This window comes from Lacisediminihabitans sp. FW035 (genome assembly GCF_054880895.1).
The window spans coordinates 803715-819888 of record NZ_CM142187.1 but is presented as its reverse complement, the minus strand read 5'-3'; the positions used below and the strand labels follow the sequence as shown (position 1 = coordinate 819888).

Here is a 16174-nt window from a genome sequence, read left to right as displayed (position 1 = left end):
ACTGTGGCTGGGAGCGGGAGTGGGTTGACCCTCGACGGATCTCCCCCCTGCGTCCGACCGGTCAGCTCTTGCGCTTGTCCTGTGCACGACGCTCGGCACGGTTCGCGGGGGCGGGGGTGCCCCCGTTCTGGCCGAAGGCGCCGCGCTGGCCCTCGGCGGTCGCGGCCTTTCCGAAGGAGGATCCGCCGCCCGAGGCATCCTGCGCCTCCTGGGCCTTCGCGGTCGATGCCCGGTCGAGCTGGCCGCGCGCGTTACGCACCTCCACCTCGCCCTGGTTGTCGGCGTTCGGCGCGGAGTAGCTGAGACGATCCACCGGAGCGGCGTTGCCCGAGAGTCCCTTCGCGGCAACGGTGGGAACGGCCGCGGTGGCCTCTCCCCCGGTCACTTCGACCTCGAGGTTGAACAGGAATCCGACGGACTCCTCGCGGATCTGCCCCATCATGCTCTGGTAGAGCGCGAAACCCTCGCGCTGGTACTCGACGAGCGGATCGCGCTGGGCCATTGCGCGCAGTCCGATGCCGTCCTTGAGGTAGTCCATCTCGTAGAGGTGGTCTCTCCAGCGGCGGTCGATCACCGAGAGCACGACACGACGCTCGAGCTCGCGCATGGCGGGCTCCCCGAGCGCCGTGGTGCGGGCGGCGTACTGCACGCGGGCATCCGAGAGGATCTCCTCGGTGAGGAATCCGGTGGTCACCTTGTTGCGCGACCCGGCCTCGCTGAGCAGTTCGTCGATCGTGATCGACACGGGGTAGAGCGTGCCGAGCTCGGTCCAGAGCGCTTCGAAGTCCCAGTCGTCGGCGTGCCCGTCAGAGGTGTGTACGTCCACGACCTCGGTGATCACGTCTTCGAGGAACTTGGAGGTGCGGTCCTGAAGGTCGTCGCCCTCGAGGATGTGCCGGCGATCACCGTAGATCGCTTCGCGCTGGCGGTTGAGCACATCGTCGTACTTGAGCACGTTCTTGCGGATCTCGGCGTTACGGGCCTCGACCTGGCTCTGGGCACTGCGGATGGCGCGGCTCACGACCTTCGACTCGATCGCCAGGTCGTCCGGCACACTGCCTCGGCCCATCAGGGATTCCGCGGCGGCCGAGTTGAACAGACGCATGAGGTCGTCGGTGAGGGACAGGTAGAACCGGCTCTCTCCCGGGTCTCCCTGGCGTCCGGATCGACCGCGCAGCTGGTTGTCGATGCGACGGGACTCATGACGTTCGGTACCGAGCACGTAGAGGCCGCCAGCCGAGACGACCTTGTCGGCCTCCTCCTGCACGACGCTCTTGACACGGTCGAATACGGTGTCCCACTCCTTCTCGTACTCCTCGGGAGTGTCGACCGGGCTGAGACCGCGCTGGTTCATCTCCGCGACGGCGAGGAATTCGGCGTTTCCTCCGAGCATGACGTCGGTGCCGCGGCCGGCCATGTTGGTGGCGACGGTGACGGATCCGAGGCGCCCGGCCTGGGCGACGATGGCCGCTTCCCGAGCGTGGTTCTTGGCGTTCAACACTTCGTGCTTCACGCCGCGCTTGGCGAGGAGCTTCGACAGGTATTCGCTCTTCTCGACGCTCGTCGTGCCCACGAGAACGGGCTGGCCCTTCTCGTGGCGCTTGACGATGTCCTCGACCACCTGGCCGAACTTCGCCTCCTCGTTCTTGTAGACGAGGTCGGACTGGTCGATGCGCTGCATCGGCTTGTTGGTGGGGATGGAGACCACACCGAGCTTGTAGGTGCTCATGAACTCGGCGGCTTCGGTCTCGGCCGTTCCCGTCATCCCCGAGAGCTTCTTATAGAGGCGGAAGTAGTTCTGCAGCGTCACCGTCGCGAGGGTCTGGTTCTCCGCCTTGACCTCGACACCCTCTTTCGCCTCGATCGCCTGGTGGATGCCCTCGTTGTACCGACGCCCCATCAGGATGCGGCCGGTGTGCTCGTCGACGATGAGCACCTCGCCGTTCATCACGACGTAGTCCTTGTCTTTCTTGAACAGGGCGGATGCCTTGATCGAGTTGTTGAGGAACGAGATGAGCGGGGTGTTCGCCGACTCGTACAGGTTGTCGATGCCGAGGTAGTCCTCGACCTTTTCGATGCCGGGCTCGAGCACACCGACGGTGCGCTTCTTCTCGTCGACCTCGTAGTCGACCTCCGGCACGAGCTTCGTCGCGAGGTTCGCGAACTCGGCGAACCAGCGGTTGGCCTCACCGGATGCCGGACCCGAGATGATCAGCGGGGTGCGCGCCTCGTCGATGAGGATCGAGTCCACCTCGTCGACGATCGCGTAGTTGTGGCCGCGCTGCACCATGTCGCTGGCCTGCCAGGCCATATTGTCGCGCAGGTAGTCGAAGCCGAATTCGTTGTTCGTGCCGTAGGTGATGTCGGCTTCGTACTGCTCACGACGCTCCGCCGGGGTCTGGCCCGAGAGGATCACGCCGGTGGACATTCCGAGAGCCCGGAAGATGCGCCCCATCAGCTCTGACTGGTAGCTCGCGAGGTAGTCGTTGACCGTGATCACGTGCACACCGCGCGACGGGATCGCGTTGAGGTAGGCCGCGAGGGTGGCCACGAGGGTCTTGCCCTCTCCGGTCTTCATCTCGGCGATGTTGCCGAGATGAAGGGCCGCTCCACCCATGAGCTGCACGTCGAAGTGACGCATGCCGAGGGTGCGCTTGGCGGCCTCGCGAACGGCAGCGAAGGCCTCCGGCAGCAGGTCTTCGAGGGACTCGCCGTTGGAGTAACGCTCGCGGAACTCCACGGTCTCGTTCTTCAGGTCCTCGTCGCTGAGTTCGCTGAAGTCTTCTTCCAGGTGATTGACCGCTTGCGCGTATCGCTCCAACCGTCGAAGGACTCGACCCTCGCCGACACGGAGGACCTTTTCGAGAACGTTGGCCACTGCTAACTCCAGATGAATGTGGGATGCGCCACGACAGCACCGCGGATCGGCGCCTGTGACCAGTTCGTAATAGTAACAAGACTAGCCCGTGGCCTACCTGACGGTCTGGCCCGTCGGCGCCGTGAAATCCCTGCACGGCCGACCCAGAAGTGGGGCCACCGCGACAGCGATGGCCCCACAGTCCTGCGTGCGCGGCGTCAGCCGCGCGTCTTGCGTGACCCCGAAGCGGCCCCCTGAAGTTCGTTCGAGGAGTCATCGAGACCGATGACCCCGTAGTCCCAGCCTTTGCGACGGTAGACGACGCTCGGGCGATCGGTTTCGGCATCCATGAAGAGGTAGAAGTCGTGACCGACCAGCTCCATGCGATAGAGCGCGTCATCCACGGTCATAGGCTCTTGCACGAACACCTTCTTTCGGATGACGACCGGGCTCCAGGCCGCTTCCTCCGCTTCCGAGGGCGCGTCTTCGATCACGGCGATCGATCCCGTGCGCACTTTCTCCATCACGGCGGCATCCGCCGGTCGCACGTCGGTGCCGCTGAAACCGCCGGCGGTGGCCTCACGCAGCGACGTCGGCCGGTGTTGTCCGCGATGCACTTTGTGGCGGTCTTTCGCCCGGCGCAGGCGCTCGACGAGTTTGTCGAGGGCCAGGTCGAGGGCGACGTACTTGTCCGACCCATTGGACTCCGCCCGCACGAGCGGTCCCGGTCCGATCAGGGTGAGCTCCACCCGATCGTCTCCGCTGGATCCGTTCTTCTCGTTGTGGCGACTCACCTTGACTTCGAAAGCGAGGGCCTTATCTGCGAGATGGGAGATCTTCTCGGCCTTTTCGGTTGCGTATGACCGAAATCGATCCGTGATCCCCACGTTGCGACCGTTGATGGAAATTTCCATGGCGCTCCCCAGTTCCTATTGACTTGACGGCACGACGCCCAGTGGAACCAGGCGATAATTCCGCGCCTCTTTTGCCCACCGTAGTCCTCGTCATGCATCGCTGTCACGGCTTATCTGAAGCTCTCACGACAAACCCAGTGAATGCCGAGGTGTCGCCGCGAGAACCGCCGCACCCACCACCACAGCACCGCCCTCACGGAGGGATCGGATCATCTCCACCAGCGTCGCCCCGGTCGTCACGACGTCGTCGAGCACGAGGAATCGTCGGCCAACCAGGGATCTGGTGGGCACCATCGTGCCCACCAGATTCACCGCGCGTTGGCTGCGGTCGAGAGTCTTCTGGCTCGCCCGCTCGTGGGTGTCGGCGAGCGCCGCGGCCGGTCGCGGCAGGCCGGCGGCCCTGGCAAGCAGTCGTACGGGGTCGTAGCCGCGCCGCCGGAACGATCCGCGCCTCACCGGCGGCGGCACGAGCTCAACACCCCCGCGCACATTCTCGCGAGCGTGCTGCGCGGCGGCGGCGACCGCACTGGCGAACGGCACCGCGAGGGCAGCAACGACATCCGTCCGCCCCTGCTCCTTCAGCTCCAGGATGGCCCGGCGTACAACCCCGTCGTAGGTGAGTGCGGCCCAGACCGGGGTGCCGTCGTCGAGCTCGCGCACGAACGGACGCGGCTGCAGCTGCCCGCGGCATCCGTCACAGAGGCTGCGGTCGTCGGCGCCGCAACCCGCGCAGGTGACAGGCAGCACGACCGCGAGCGCGTCGAGGACGGCATCTCTCAGTGGGACAGGGATTCTCAGGGGAACGAGGACTCTCAGGGGGACGGGGATCGGCAGGGGCATCCTCCGATCGTGCGCGTCGAGCCGCTCGAGTGGGACCGTCGGCCGGGCTCGGGGGAACTCCGGGGGGATCTCGGTCGGGGGAGGACAGGTCGCGCCGAGTCGGACAATCACATTCGACAGCAGAATCTCGCGGACCGGGGTGCTCGACAGCAGATATTCGGCCGATCCTTGGGGCAGCTAATGTCGAGGCCCGCCCGCTGGCGGATGTCGCCCCCGGCGGACGCCTACCGTTGCGTCGCGATGAAGTCGACAGTGACCTTGGAGGACTGCCAGCTGCTGCCACCCCAGCTGTAGAGCGCCGAGTCATCACGACCGACGACGCGCAACCCGTCCCTCCCCTTGTTGCCGCCCACGAGCTGCCGTGAAGGGATGAGTGAGGCAAGCGAGGTCTTCTGCCCACCGATCGAATAGAGCTCCACCCGCGACTGGCCGTCTGCAGTGAGGAGGGTGCCGACGGTCCACTGGTCGACCCAGGTGGCGTCCACGGCCACCCCGTTGCCGAGTGACACATCCACGATCGCCGGGCCGATTCCGGTGGGCTCGAGCTTCTCGTTACGGAGGATGGCCGCGACCATCAGCCTCGGCCCGGTGGGCGTCGCCAGCAGCATGAGGAGCCGCGCGCCCTCGCGTGAGACCTCGAGGGAGACCATCTGCGAACCGTCCTGCAGTTTGGGCGAGACCGAGTGCGGCGTGCCGCTCGGGTCGAAGACGGTGATCGCGTTGGGCGAGCTCGACGGCACCGACCAGACGTAGCCGTCCTCGTCGAGGGAGGGCGCAATGAGGTCTGGCCGGGGGTCGAGGAGGGTCACCGCGCCGCTCTTGCGCACCAGGGAGACGCCAGCGCTGCCGAGCACGGCGACCTCCTGCTGGTCGGAGGAGATCGTGGCATCCCGCGGCTGGAGCGCGATCACCCGGGAGCTGATGCCCGCGAGATCGGCCACCCGGCTGTTGGCGTAGAACCCGAACTCCTTGTTGCGCAGCACAAGCGCCTGGCTGTCGACGGTCATGTCGACCTGGGGCGAGCTCGTGCCGAGATCGTCGATCTGCACCGGGGTGCCCTGGATCGAGAGGCTCACCTGCGAGATACTGGCGACGGATCTCAGGCTCTCCGTCAACTGCAGGTACATGTACTGCCGATCCCTCGTGCTGGCCGCGAGGGCCTCCTTCGACAGGTCGACTTCGGCCACTCCCTCGGCAAGGGTCACCACGCTGCCGGCATCCGAGAGTTTGGTGCCATCCGGGAAGCGCGAGAATGCCGCGCCCTTCAACCAATCCGGTGGGCCGACGAGAAGGGCGGACACGATGCGCGTGGCTGCCGTGCCGCTGGCGAACCAGCGCACATCCGGCACGAGGTACTGGTTGTCCGGAGCGAAGAAGTAGACCGGATACTGGCGGAAGATGCGCTCGAAAGTCTGGTCAGCGAGCACGATGCCGTCCGGTGCAGCGCTGATGCGCCACTGGCCCGCCTCCCGTACGAAGCTGAAGGGCAGAGTGAACGACTGGCTGTTCTGCGAATACGCACCGGTGCTGTCGACGGTGGCGAGGGAGTCGAACGAATAGCTCAGGGTCGTGGGATCGATCGTCGTGATCTGCGGTGCGCCGGAGCGCACCTGAACACTCTGACGCGGATCCCACTTCGTGGCGAACCCCCCGGAGAGAAACTGCTTCGCCACCGCATAGCCGCCGGTCGCCGAGGTGAACGACGCGATGAAGCCCTTGAGGATGCCCTGCTGGGTCGCTCCTCGCTCCGGGCCTTCCGGGTTGAAGGCGATGTTCGAACCGCTGCTGTCTTCACTGAGCGAGAGCCCCGCGTTCACCGGACCGGAGTCGGGAATGCCCACGCAGGCCGTCAGGGCCAGCAGGGTCGACGCGATCATTACCGCCAGCAGGCCGCGTCGGCGCTCACGCATCCTGCACCTCCTCGAGGTGCACGGCATCGTCCGGTGGCAGTTCGAGCGGCGAGGCGATGATCGCCCGTCCGCGCTCGCGAGGAAGGGTCAGCCGAAAACAGGTGCCGACACCGAGCTCCGACCAGACCTCCAGTCGACCGTCGTGCAGCGTGGCATCCTCGAGCGAGATGGCGAGGCCGAGTCCGGTGCCCCCGATGGTGCGCTGGCGCGACGGATCGGCCCGCCAGAACCTGTCGAAGACGCGGGAGACATCCGCCGGCTTCATGCCGATGCCGTAGTCGCGAACGGTGAGGGCGATCGCGGTGGCGTTGCTGTCGACCATCACGACTATGGGTTTGCCCTCACCGTGTTCGACAGCATTGCCGAGCAGGTTGCGCAGCACGCGACGGATGCGTCGGGCGTCGATCTCCGCTTCGAAGTAGCCTCCAGGCGCCACCAGCCGCAGTGACGAACCGCGCTGCTCGGCAAGGGGCTGCATCCCCTCGACGGCGTCCTCGACGAGACGCACCAGGTTGGTGGGCTCGAGTTCGAGCTCTACGGCGCCGGCGTCGTAGCGGCTCACCTCGAGCAGGTCGGCGAGGAGCACCTCGAAACGCTGCACCTGGGTGTGGAGCAGCTCGGCGGTACGCGCCGTCGCGGGGGCGAAATCCTCCCGGTGGTCGTACAGCACGTCGCCGGCCAAGCGGATCGTGGTGAGCGGTGTGCGCAGTTCGTGCGAGACATCCGACACGAATCGCTGTTGCAGGCGCGAGAGCTCGGCGAGTTTGGTGATCTGCTGCTGGAGGCTGTCGGCCATGCCGTTGAAGGAGCGTGCGAGGGTGGCGATCACGTCTTCCCCCTTCTCCGGGATGCGCTGCTCCAATTGCCCGGCAGCCAGCTTCTCACTCGTTTCTGCGGCGAGCCTGATCGGTCCGACGACGAGACGAACGACCGTGTAGGTGACCGCGCCGATCAGCAGCACGAGGGCGAGCCCGCCGAGCGCGAGGGTCTGCTGCACGTAGCCGAGGGTGGTCTGCACCGAGGAGAGGTCGTAAACGAGGTAGAGCTCGTAGCTGCCGGCCGTCGGCACGCGGATCTGCGATCCGACCACGAGGGCAGGCGAGCCGTTCGGCAGCGTCGCCGACTGGTACTGCACGTGTGTCACGTCCTTGATCACCCTCGCGCGCAGCGAATCGGTGACGACCCCGTCGGGGAAATTGGTCGACGACAGGGGCTGCATGTTCTGCGGGGTCTCGGCCTGGTCTGGCGTGCGCTTGATGGCGAACTTGGTGCTGCCCGGTGCCGTGGTCGAGGGCAGGATGCGGTCGGTGACCGAGTTCGCGACGATGTCCAATTCCACGGTCGGCGCCTGGTCGTCGGCAGGCTGGGCCGCGTCGAACGTGCTCTGGGCCTGGTTGTGGATGGTGCGCGCCTCCTCCTGCACCTGCACGCTGCGCGACGCGAACAAGTTGTTGGAGATGCTCACCGAGATGAACGCGCCGATGATGATGACGGCGAAGCCCGACAGCAGTACCGTGATCGCCACCGTGCGGAACTGCAAGGAGACCCGCCAGAACCGCAGGAGGCGGTCGAGGTACGCGCGCCAGTCGAAGCTGTTCACTTGCCGAGGGTCTTCATGGGCACCGGCTGCGTCAGTTGCTGGAACCCGCGCGATAGCCGACGCCACGCACGGTCATGACGATGCGCGGGTTGTCGGGGTCTTCCTCGACTTTGGCGCGGAGGCGCTGCACATGCACGTTCACGAGCCGGGTGTCGGCCTTGTAGTGGTAGCCCCAGACCTGCTCGAGCAGCATCTCGCGCGTGAACACCTGCTGCGGCTTCAGCGCGAGCGCGAGCAGCAGCTCGAACTCGAGGGGCGTGAGGTTGATCTTCGCCGCGCCGCGCTTCACCTCGTGGCCCGCGACATCCAGCTGCAGGTCGCCTACCTGCAGCACGTTGGTTGACGCGGTCGGCGTCGGGCGCAGGCGGGTACGGATGCGCGCGACCAGCTCCTTGGGATTGAAGGGCTTGACGACGTAGTCGTCGGCTCCGCTCTCGAGGCCGCGCACGACATCTGTCGAGTCGGACTTCGCGGTCAGCATGATGATCGGTACGCCGGATTCGGTGCGGATCTCCGCGCAGACCTCGATGCCGTCTTTGCCGGGGAGCATCAGGTCGAGAAGCACCAGGTCGGGTTTCGTCTCCCGGAAGGCGGCCAGCGCGAGGCTGCCGTCTCCGCAGAAGGAGGGTTCGAAGCCCTCGGAGCGCAACACGATGCCGATCATTTCCGCGAGGGCTGTGTCGTCATCGACTACGAGAATGCGTGCGGTCATCATCCGGTCTTCGAAAGGTGGCGTCAGGAGGTGATTCGGGTCTGAGACTGGCTCAGATGCTTTCGCATAAGAGTAGTCGAGTGTGAAAGCATAATCCCATGGGCTGCCGGGTCCGCCGGATACCCGACGCCGGACACTGAATGCCAGGCGCGACGAGGGGATCACGAGTGACCGACGAACAGAAGTGGACCAGCCTGGGGGGCGCGGTCTCTCCCCCCACACCCGTCCCACCGATCACACCCCCCTACGCCCCACCGGTCGCACCCCCGGTCGCTCCCGGTTTCGTCGGCCAGAACCCCGGGGCGGGTGCCGGGTACGGCTACGGCGGCGCGCAGCCGGGCTGGACCCCTCCGCCGAAGCCGGGTCTCATCCCCCTGCGCCCACTGGACCTCGGCACGATCCTCGGCGCCTCCTTCCGGGTGCTCCGCCGCAACCCGAAGCCCACCTTCGGAGCGGCTCTGCTCATCCAGGGAAGCGTCTACCTCCTGCTGATCCTTGTTGTCGCCGGCGTCACCTTCGGCGCCCTCGCCCGCGTGGATTCGAGCACCACCCAGAATGCGGACCAGATCACCGCCGGCGCGACCGGGCTCATCATCGTGGCATCGATCATCCCTGGACTGCTCGCGGTCATCGCCGCTGCAGTGCTTCAGGGCATCATCGTGCTCGAAGTTTCGCGCGGCGCCGTCGGTGAGAAACTGTCCCTCGGCGGGCTGTGGGCCAAGGCCCGCGGCCGCATCGGTGCGCTCATCGGCTGGGCGGCACTCCTCGTGCTCGCCGCGACCATCGTGCTCGCCGTGATCGTGGTGATCATCGTGTTGCTCGTGGTCAGCCTCGGAACCGGAGGGATCATCGCCGCCGTGCTGATCGGAATCCTCGCCTTCCTCGCCCTTGCGGTCGCCTACGCGTGGCTGAGCACCAAACTCGCCCTCGTGCCGAGCGTGCTGATGGTCGAGCGCCTGAGTATCCGCGAGTCCGTCGCCCGATCCTGGTCGCTCACCGAGGGCTACTTCTGGCGCACTTTCGGCATCACGGTCCTCGTCGCGGTGATCATCGGGTTTGTGAGCCAGGTCGCCTCTATCCCGCTTTCCTTCGTGGCCCCGATGGTAACGGCTCTCTTCGATCCACAGGGGCAGAACGGCGCGGGAGTCGCCGTGGTGATCGTGGTGGTCGGCGTGTTCGGGGTGGTGATCGCGGTGGTGGTGCAGTCGATCACCTCGGTGGTGCAATCCGCCACGACCGGCCTCATCTACCTCGACCTGCGCATGCGCAAAGAAGGGCTCGATCTCGAGCTGGTGCGTTACGTCGAGGCGAAGCAGTCGGGTGACCCGAGCGTCGTCGATCCGCTGCTGCACGGCCCCGCGGTCACAGAGCAGACCGTCGCCGACGAGTCTCCGTGGGCGTGATCGCGACGACGCTCGCCCTGGTGCGACTGGATGTTCCGGTCGATCCGGATTCCGCCGAAGCACAGCGGTGGATCATCCAGGAGCTGGCGAAACCCGAGTACCGCGCGGCCCAGCCCACCTGGTTCGACCGGGCCTCGAAGGCGTTCTGGGACTGGCTGCAGTCGCTGAAGATCGACAGCGGTCCCGGCGTCCAGGGCCCGATCCTGATCATCGCCCTCCTCGTCGTCGTCGCGGCTCTCGTCGCGGCCTTCTTCATCTTCGGTACCCCGAGACTCAATCGCCGCAGCTCGGGCGGTGGTGCCCTGTTCGGCGACGAAGATACCCGGGATGCCGCAGCGATGAGGCGCTCGGCCGAGGACGCGGCCGCCCGGTCGGACTGGGTTCTCGCAATCGAGGAGATCTTCCGCTCCATCGCCCGCGGACTCGCGGAGCGCACTCTGGTCACGGTCTCCCCCGGCACCACCGCGCGCGACTTCGCGGTGCGCGCGGGGACGGTGCTCCCCGCCTTCTCCGAGCGGCTCTCGGCCGCGGCATCCGTCTTCGACGACGTGCGCTACCTCGGCCGCGAGGGTACCGAGGAGGCCTATCGCTCGGCGAGCTCGCTCGAGAGTGACCTGCGGGCGGCGCGCCCGGCACTGGCCTCGGCGGTGACAGCGCCATGACATCCGCCACCACCCTCACCCCCACGATCCGGGTCGCGAGCCGCAGGGCACTGTACTGGATCGTGGCCGGCGTCTTCCTCGTTCTGATCGCCGTCATCGGGCTGGCCACCACCGGCGCCTCGACCGGCGGTGTGCCGTTCTCGGCGACCAATCCCGCGCCGGCCGGGAGCAAGGCGATCGCAGAGGTACTCCGCAGCCGCGGAGTGGATGTCTCGGTGCCCGAGACCCTGTCCGGAGCACAGGCCGCCCTGCGCGACTCCCCCGGCTCCACGCTGTTCCTCGTCGACCCGGAGTCCCACCTCGACAGGACGCAACTGCGATCCCTGGCCACCCTCGCCGAGCATGTTGTAGTGCTCTCCCCCACCTTCGGCCAGGCACGGGCGCTGGCTCCCGAGGTCGGTCTCGCCGGCGTCGTCGGCCGCACCTCGCTCACCGCGGGATGCGACCTGCCCGCCGCGAGTGCCGCCGGTCGGGTGAGTGGCGCCGGATCCGGGTTCCGGATCATCGACAAGGCCGCAGACGCGACCGGATGCTTCGGCAGCGGTTCGAACACGTTCTCGGTCGTCGACATCACCAGGGCGGCGCAGCAGGTGACTGTCGTCGGCACGACCGATGCCTTCTCCAACGAACACGTCGCAGAGCGGGGCAACGCCGCGCTCGCTCTCACTCTCCTCGGGGACAACGATCGGCTGGTCTGGTACCTACCGACCATCGACGACTCGTCGATAAGTGGACCGACTCTCGCCGACCTCACACCTCCGTGGGTCGGCTCCGTCGCCACGCTGCTGATCATCGTCGCCATCGTCGCCGCGTTCTGGCGGGGGCGCCGCCTCGGGCCTCTGGTAGTCGAGAACCTCCCGGTGGTCGTTCGCGCGAGCGAGACGATGGAGGGGCGGGCCCGCCTCTACCAGAAGGGCGCGGCGCGGCTGCGGGCGCTCGACTCGCTGCGCATCGGGGCCGTCTCCCGGCTGGCCACGCTGTGCGGCCTCCCTCGACTCGCGACGGTGGATGACGTGATCGCAGCCGTCGCGAGCGTCACCGCGCGCGATCCCGCGGGCATCCGTTCCCTGCTGCTCACCGAGGAACCCCGCACCGACCGCGATCTCGTACGCCTTTCCGATGAGCTGCTCGATCTCGAGCGACTCGTCGCCCGTGACATCCGCCCGTCCTGAACCGCGCTAGCCACCATGGAGAATGAACGAATGACCGACACTGACCTGGCCGCGTCCTCCCCCGACTCCGTCGTCGACGCGCCGAGCGGCTCGCCAGCGCTCCGTGAGCAGTTCGCCCGGGTGCGCGTGGAGGTGGGCAAGGCCGTCGTCGGGCAGGACGGCGCCGTCACCGGGTTGATCATCGCGCTGCTGGCCGGCGGGCATGTGCTGCTCGAGGGCGTGCCCGGTGTCGCGAAGACCCTTCTGGTGCGCACGCTGAGCCGCGCGCTGCAACTCGAGACGAAACGAGTGCAGTTCACGCCAGACCTGATGCCCGGGGATGTCACGGGATCGCTCGTCTACGACGCCCGCAGCGGCGAATTCGACTTCCGTGCCGGGCCCGTGTTCACGAACATCCTGCTCGCCGACGAGATCAACCGCACGCCCCCGAAGACGCAGTCCGCCCTGCTCGAGGCGATGGAGGAACGCCAGGTGAGCGTGGACGGGGAGACCCGACCGCTGCCCGTGCCCTTCATCGTCGCTGCGACCCAGAATCCGATCGAATACGAGGGCACCTACACGCTGCCCGAGGCCCAGCTCGACCGTTTCCTGCTCAAGCTCGTGCTCGAGATCCCCGAGCGCGCCGACGAGGTGGAGGTGCTGACGCGCAGCGCCGCCGGCTTCAACCCGCGCAACCTCGAGGCCGCCGGCGTCACCCCGGTGCTGGATGCCGCGCAGCTGGCCGCCGCGCAGGTGGAGGTCGGCCGGGTGCGGGCATCCCCCGACCTGCTCGCCTACATCGTCGACCTCGCGCGTGGCACCCGGCAGAGCCCTTCAGTCAAGTTGGGCGTGAGCCCCCGCGGCACGACCGCCCTGCTCTCCGCCGCGAAGGCCTGGGCCTGGCTCAACGGGTTCGACTCGATCACACCCGACCATGTGCAGGCGATGGTGCTGCCGGTGTGGCGGCACCGCATCCAGTTGCGCCCGGAGGCGGAGCTCGAGGGTGTCGCGCCCGACTCGATCCTGCGGTCGATCCTCAGCCAGGTGCAGGTGCCGATCTAGATGAGCGGCGGCTCCTGATGGCGTGGTCCGGGCGGTTCGTGCTGCTCGTCGCGCTCGGAATCGTGCCGATCGTGGTGTTCGACCAGCCCGACTGGCTCGGGCTCTGGCTCGTCGTCGTGACGGTGATCGGCGTGGTGGACCTGCTGCTGGCGGGCTCCCCGCGCAGTCTGCGGCTCGAGCGCGAGTTGCCCGACCGGGTGCGGCTCGGTGAGACCGTCGCATCCGCTCTCCTGCTCACCAACACGGGCCGGCGCACCGTGCGCGGCATCGTACGGGATGGCTGGCAGCCGTCCGCGGGCGCGTCACCGACCCGGGCGCGGCTGGCGTTGCCTGCCGGCGAACGGCGGCGCATCGACACCTCCCTCACGCCCTTCCGCCGCGGCGAGCGGCGCGCAGCCCAGGTGACGGTGCGGTCGTTCGGACCGCTCGGGCTGCTGGCACGCCAGGCGACGATCGACCTGCCCGGCGCGATCACGGTGCTCCCGCCGTTCAACTCCCGCAAGCACCTGCCGTCCCGGCTCGCCCGCCTTCGCGAGCTCGACGGGCGCACCAGCGTGATGATCCGCGGGCAGGGAACCGAGTTCGACAGCCTGCGGGAGTACGTGCGCGGTGACGACGTGCGCTCGATCGACTGGCGTGCCACCGCGCGGCGCAGCGACCTGGTCGTGCGCACCTGGCGCCCCGAGCGCGATCGCCGGGTCGTGATCGTGATCGACAGCGGGCGCACCTCCGCGGCGCGCATCGCCAACGAGCCGCGCATCGACACGGCGTTCGAGGCGTCGCTGCTGCTTGCGGCCCTTGCAACGCGGGCCGGCGACCGGGTCGACGTGGTGGTCTTCGATCGCCGCGTGCGTGGACGCATCCAGGGGGCGAGCGGCCCGGAGCTGCTCTCGCGCATGGTCACGGTGATGGCGCCGATCGACCCGGAGCTGATCGAGATGGACTGGTCGACGGTGCCCTCCCTCGTGCGCTCCGTGACCAGCCAGCACGCGCTCGTCGTACTGATGACCTCGATCGATGCTGCCGGCGGATCCCGTGGACTGCTCGGGATGCTCCCTCAACTCACGCGCAAACACACCGTGGTGGTCTCGTCGGTGACCGACCCGACCGTGCTCTCGGCATCCCTCGACCGTGGCGACCGGGACGACGTCTACCGCGCAGCGGCAGCCGAGCGCGCGATGCTCGACACCACCCGCGTCTCGGCCGCCATCCGACAGCTGGGGGCGGATGTCGTCACCGGCGCCCCCGCGGATCTCCCGCCCGCCCTCGCGGACCGTTACATCGCGTTGAAGGCTGCCGGGCGGCTGTAGCTGCTGCCCTCGCTGGTCGAGTAGCGTCCTCCCGGGTGCGTATCGAGACCCACCCCGCTTCCGAAAACGCAGGACATTCGCCACGAAAAGCCCGCGATCGCGGCGAAAGTGCCGATTGAGCGGCGAATGTCCTGCGTTTCAGGCAGTGCAGGTCGCGGCAGACGACGAAACGCCCGGTCGCGAGGACCGGGCGTTTCGTCGGGTGAGGCGGCTGTGGTGCCAGCGCTAGACCCCGACAGTCACCGGCTGGTGCGAGGAATCAGGCGCGCCGGTTCCGAGTTCGGATCGAAGCGTGGCGCCGAGGCCGGCATCGACGCTCGTCCAGTACCAGAGGAAACGCTCCTTGATGCGGTCAACGGTCAATGAGTTGTACTGTCCGACCAGGGTGCCGAGGAGTCGCTCCTTCGATGCGTCGTCGAACACCTGGCGGTACAGCGTGCCCGCCTGGCCGAAGTCGTCGTCCTCCGAGTGCAGGGTCTGCGCCGCACGGATTAGCTCTCCGTCGGTGTCCCAGCCCCCGACTCCGGCCTTGGCCGGATCAGCGACTGGTCCCCCGTAGGAGTTCGGCACGTAGGTGCGCGCCGTCGCATCGCTGAACTCGTAACGCATGTGCCCCTCGTGCTCGTAGTTGTGCACTTCGGCGGCATGCGGCTGGTTCACGGGGAGCTGGTTGTAGTTGGTGCCGACACGGGCGCGTTGGGCGTCCGGGTAGGAGAACACGCGCGCCATGAGCATCTTGTCCGGGCTGATGTCGATGCCGGGCACGAGGTTCGATGGCGAGAACGCGGCCTGCTCGATCTGGGCGAAGAAGTTCTCCGGGTTTCGGTTCAGCGTGTAGTGGCCGACCGGGATCAGCGGGTAGTCGGAGTGCGGCCAGACCTTCGTGATGTCGAAGGGGTTGAAACGGTAGGTCTTCGCCTCCTCGTAGGGCATGACCTGCACGAAGACATCCCAGGTCGGGAAGTCTCCGCGCTCGATCGCCTCGTGCAGGTCGCGGCGGTAGTAATCCGCGTCGGCGCCCGCGATCTTCTCGGCCTCTTCCGCGGTGATGTTGTGCACACCCTGGCGAGACTTGAAGTGGTATTGCACCCAGAAACGCTCACCCGCGGCGTTGATCCACTGGTAGGTGTGCGACCCGTAGCCGTTGAGCTCACGCCACGAACGGGAGAGTCCGCGGTCGCCCATCAAGTAGGTGACCTGGTGGGCCGACTCCGGCGACAGCGTCCAGAAATCCCACTGCATGTCCGCATCGCGCAGCCCGGAACCGCCGAGGCGCTTCTGGGAGTGGATGAAGTCGGGAAACTTCATCGCGTCGCGAATGAAGAACACCGGCGTGTTGTTGCCGACGATGTCGTAGTTGCCCTCGGTCGTGTAGAAGCGGAGAGCGTAGCCGCGCACATCGCGCCAGGTGTCGGGGGATCCCTGCTCTCCGGCGACTGAGGAGTTGCGCTGCAGCACCTCGCTCTTGGTGCCCGGCTGGAATACTGCCGCGCGGGTGTACATCGACACATCTTCGGTGACCTCGAACTCGCCGAAAGCGCCACCGCCCTTCGCGTGGGGGTTGCGCTCCGGCACGCGCTCCCGGTTGAACGATGCCAGCTTCTCGACCAGGTAGCGGTCGTGCAGAGCGGTGACCCCGTCGGGCCCGGTGGTGAGCGAATACTCGTCGCTCTCGACCGGCGTTCCGGACTGGGTGGTAGTCGGTTCTGTCACGGGTCTATCTCCTTGATCGTTGGCAGCTGAGAAGTCTTGG

The 16174-nt window shown here is 67.2% G+C and carries 12 protein-coding genes; 5 read left to right on the top strand and 7 right to left on the bottom strand.

Annotation, left to right across the window (positions count from 1 at the left end; genetic code table 11):
* Nucleotides 1-61: 61 nt before the first annotated feature.
* From secA to mtrA, 6 genes are all read right to left on the bottom strand, one after another.
* Nucleotides 62-2878, bottom strand: coding sequence for a preprotein translocase subunit SecA (secA, locus tag ACVXZ4_RS03955; protein WP_461796934.1), 2817 nt, complete (start codon nucleotides 2876-2878; stop codon nucleotides 62-64).
* A gap of 197 nt (nucleotides 2879-3075) precedes the next feature.
* Nucleotides 3076-3771 carry a ribosome hibernation-promoting factor, HPF/YfiA family gene (hpf, locus tag ACVXZ4_RS03950; protein WP_461796933.1) on the bottom strand — a complete coding sequence of 232 codons (696 nt, stop codon included), beginning with the start codon at nucleotides 3769-3771 and terminating at the stop codon, nucleotides 3076-3078.
* Nucleotides 3772-3894: 123 nt separating this feature from the next.
* On the bottom strand, nucleotides 3895-4611 hold the full coding sequence (locus ACVXZ4_RS03945; RefSeq protein WP_461796932.1) for a ComF family protein: 717 nt from the start codon (nucleotides 4609-4611) through the stop codon (nucleotides 3895-3897).
* A gap of 224 nt (nucleotides 4612-4835) precedes the next feature.
* On the bottom strand, nucleotides 4836-6521 hold the full coding sequence (locus tag ACVXZ4_RS03940; protein ID WP_461796931.1) for an LpqB family beta-propeller domain-containing protein: 1686 nt from the start codon (nucleotides 6519-6521) through the stop codon (nucleotides 4836-4838).
* The gene (gene mtrB / locus ACVXZ4_RS03935; RefSeq protein ID WP_461796930.1) at nucleotides 6514-8121 is read right to left on the bottom strand and encodes an MtrAB system histidine kinase MtrB; all 1608 of its coding nucleotides are present in this window, start codon (nucleotides 8119-8121) and stop codon (nucleotides 6514-6516) included. The genes ACVXZ4_RS03940 and mtrB overlap by 8 nt, the downstream gene beginning before the upstream one ends.
* Before the next feature lie 31 nt (nucleotides 8122-8152).
* The gene (mtrA, locus tag ACVXZ4_RS03930; RefSeq protein ID WP_461796929.1) at nucleotides 8153-8833 is read right to left on the bottom strand and encodes an MtrAB system response regulator MtrA; all 681 of its coding nucleotides are present in this window, start codon (nucleotides 8831-8833) and stop codon (nucleotides 8153-8155) included.
* Nucleotides 8834-9000: 167 nt separating this feature from the next.
* Between mtrA and ACVXZ4_RS03925 the strand changes: the two genes are divergently transcribed.
* From ACVXZ4_RS03925 to ACVXZ4_RS03905, 5 genes are read left to right on the top strand one after another with little or no spacing between them, the layout of a single operon-like run.
* Nucleotides 9001-10236: a hypothetical protein gene (locus ACVXZ4_RS03925; protein WP_461796928.1), complete on the top strand. Its 1236-nt coding sequence runs from the start codon at nucleotides 9001-9003 to the stop codon at nucleotides 10234-10236.
* Nucleotides 10227-10898, top strand: coding sequence for a DUF4129 domain-containing protein (locus ACVXZ4_RS03920; RefSeq protein WP_461796927.1), 672 nt, complete (start codon nucleotides 10227-10229; stop codon nucleotides 10896-10898). The genes ACVXZ4_RS03925 and ACVXZ4_RS03920 overlap by 10 nt, the downstream gene beginning before the upstream one ends.
* Nucleotides 10895-12070 carry a DUF4350 domain-containing protein gene (locus ACVXZ4_RS03915; RefSeq protein WP_461796926.1) on the top strand — a complete coding sequence of 392 codons (1176 nt, stop codon included), beginning with the start codon at nucleotides 10895-10897 and terminating at the stop codon, nucleotides 12068-12070. Before ACVXZ4_RS03920 ends, ACVXZ4_RS03915 begins: the two co-directional genes overlap by 4 nt.
* 30 nt (nucleotides 12071-12100) lie before the next feature.
* Nucleotides 12101-13111: an AAA family ATPase gene (locus ACVXZ4_RS03910; protein WP_461796925.1), complete on the top strand. Its 1011-nt coding sequence runs from the start codon at nucleotides 12101-12103 to the stop codon at nucleotides 13109-13111.
* Between the two features lie 17 nt (nucleotides 13112-13128).
* Nucleotides 13129-14421: a DUF58 domain-containing protein gene (locus ACVXZ4_RS03905; protein WP_461796924.1), complete on the top strand. Its 1293-nt coding sequence runs from the start codon at nucleotides 13129-13131 to the stop codon at nucleotides 14419-14421.
* 225 nt (nucleotides 14422-14646) lie between these two features.
* Here the strand turns inward: ACVXZ4_RS03905 and ACVXZ4_RS03900 are convergent, their stop codons facing one another.
* On the bottom strand, nucleotides 14647-16134 hold the full coding sequence (locus ACVXZ4_RS03900; protein ID WP_461796923.1) for a catalase: 1488 nt from the start codon (nucleotides 16132-16134) through the stop codon (nucleotides 14647-14649).
* Nucleotides 16135-16174: the final 40 nt, after the last annotated feature.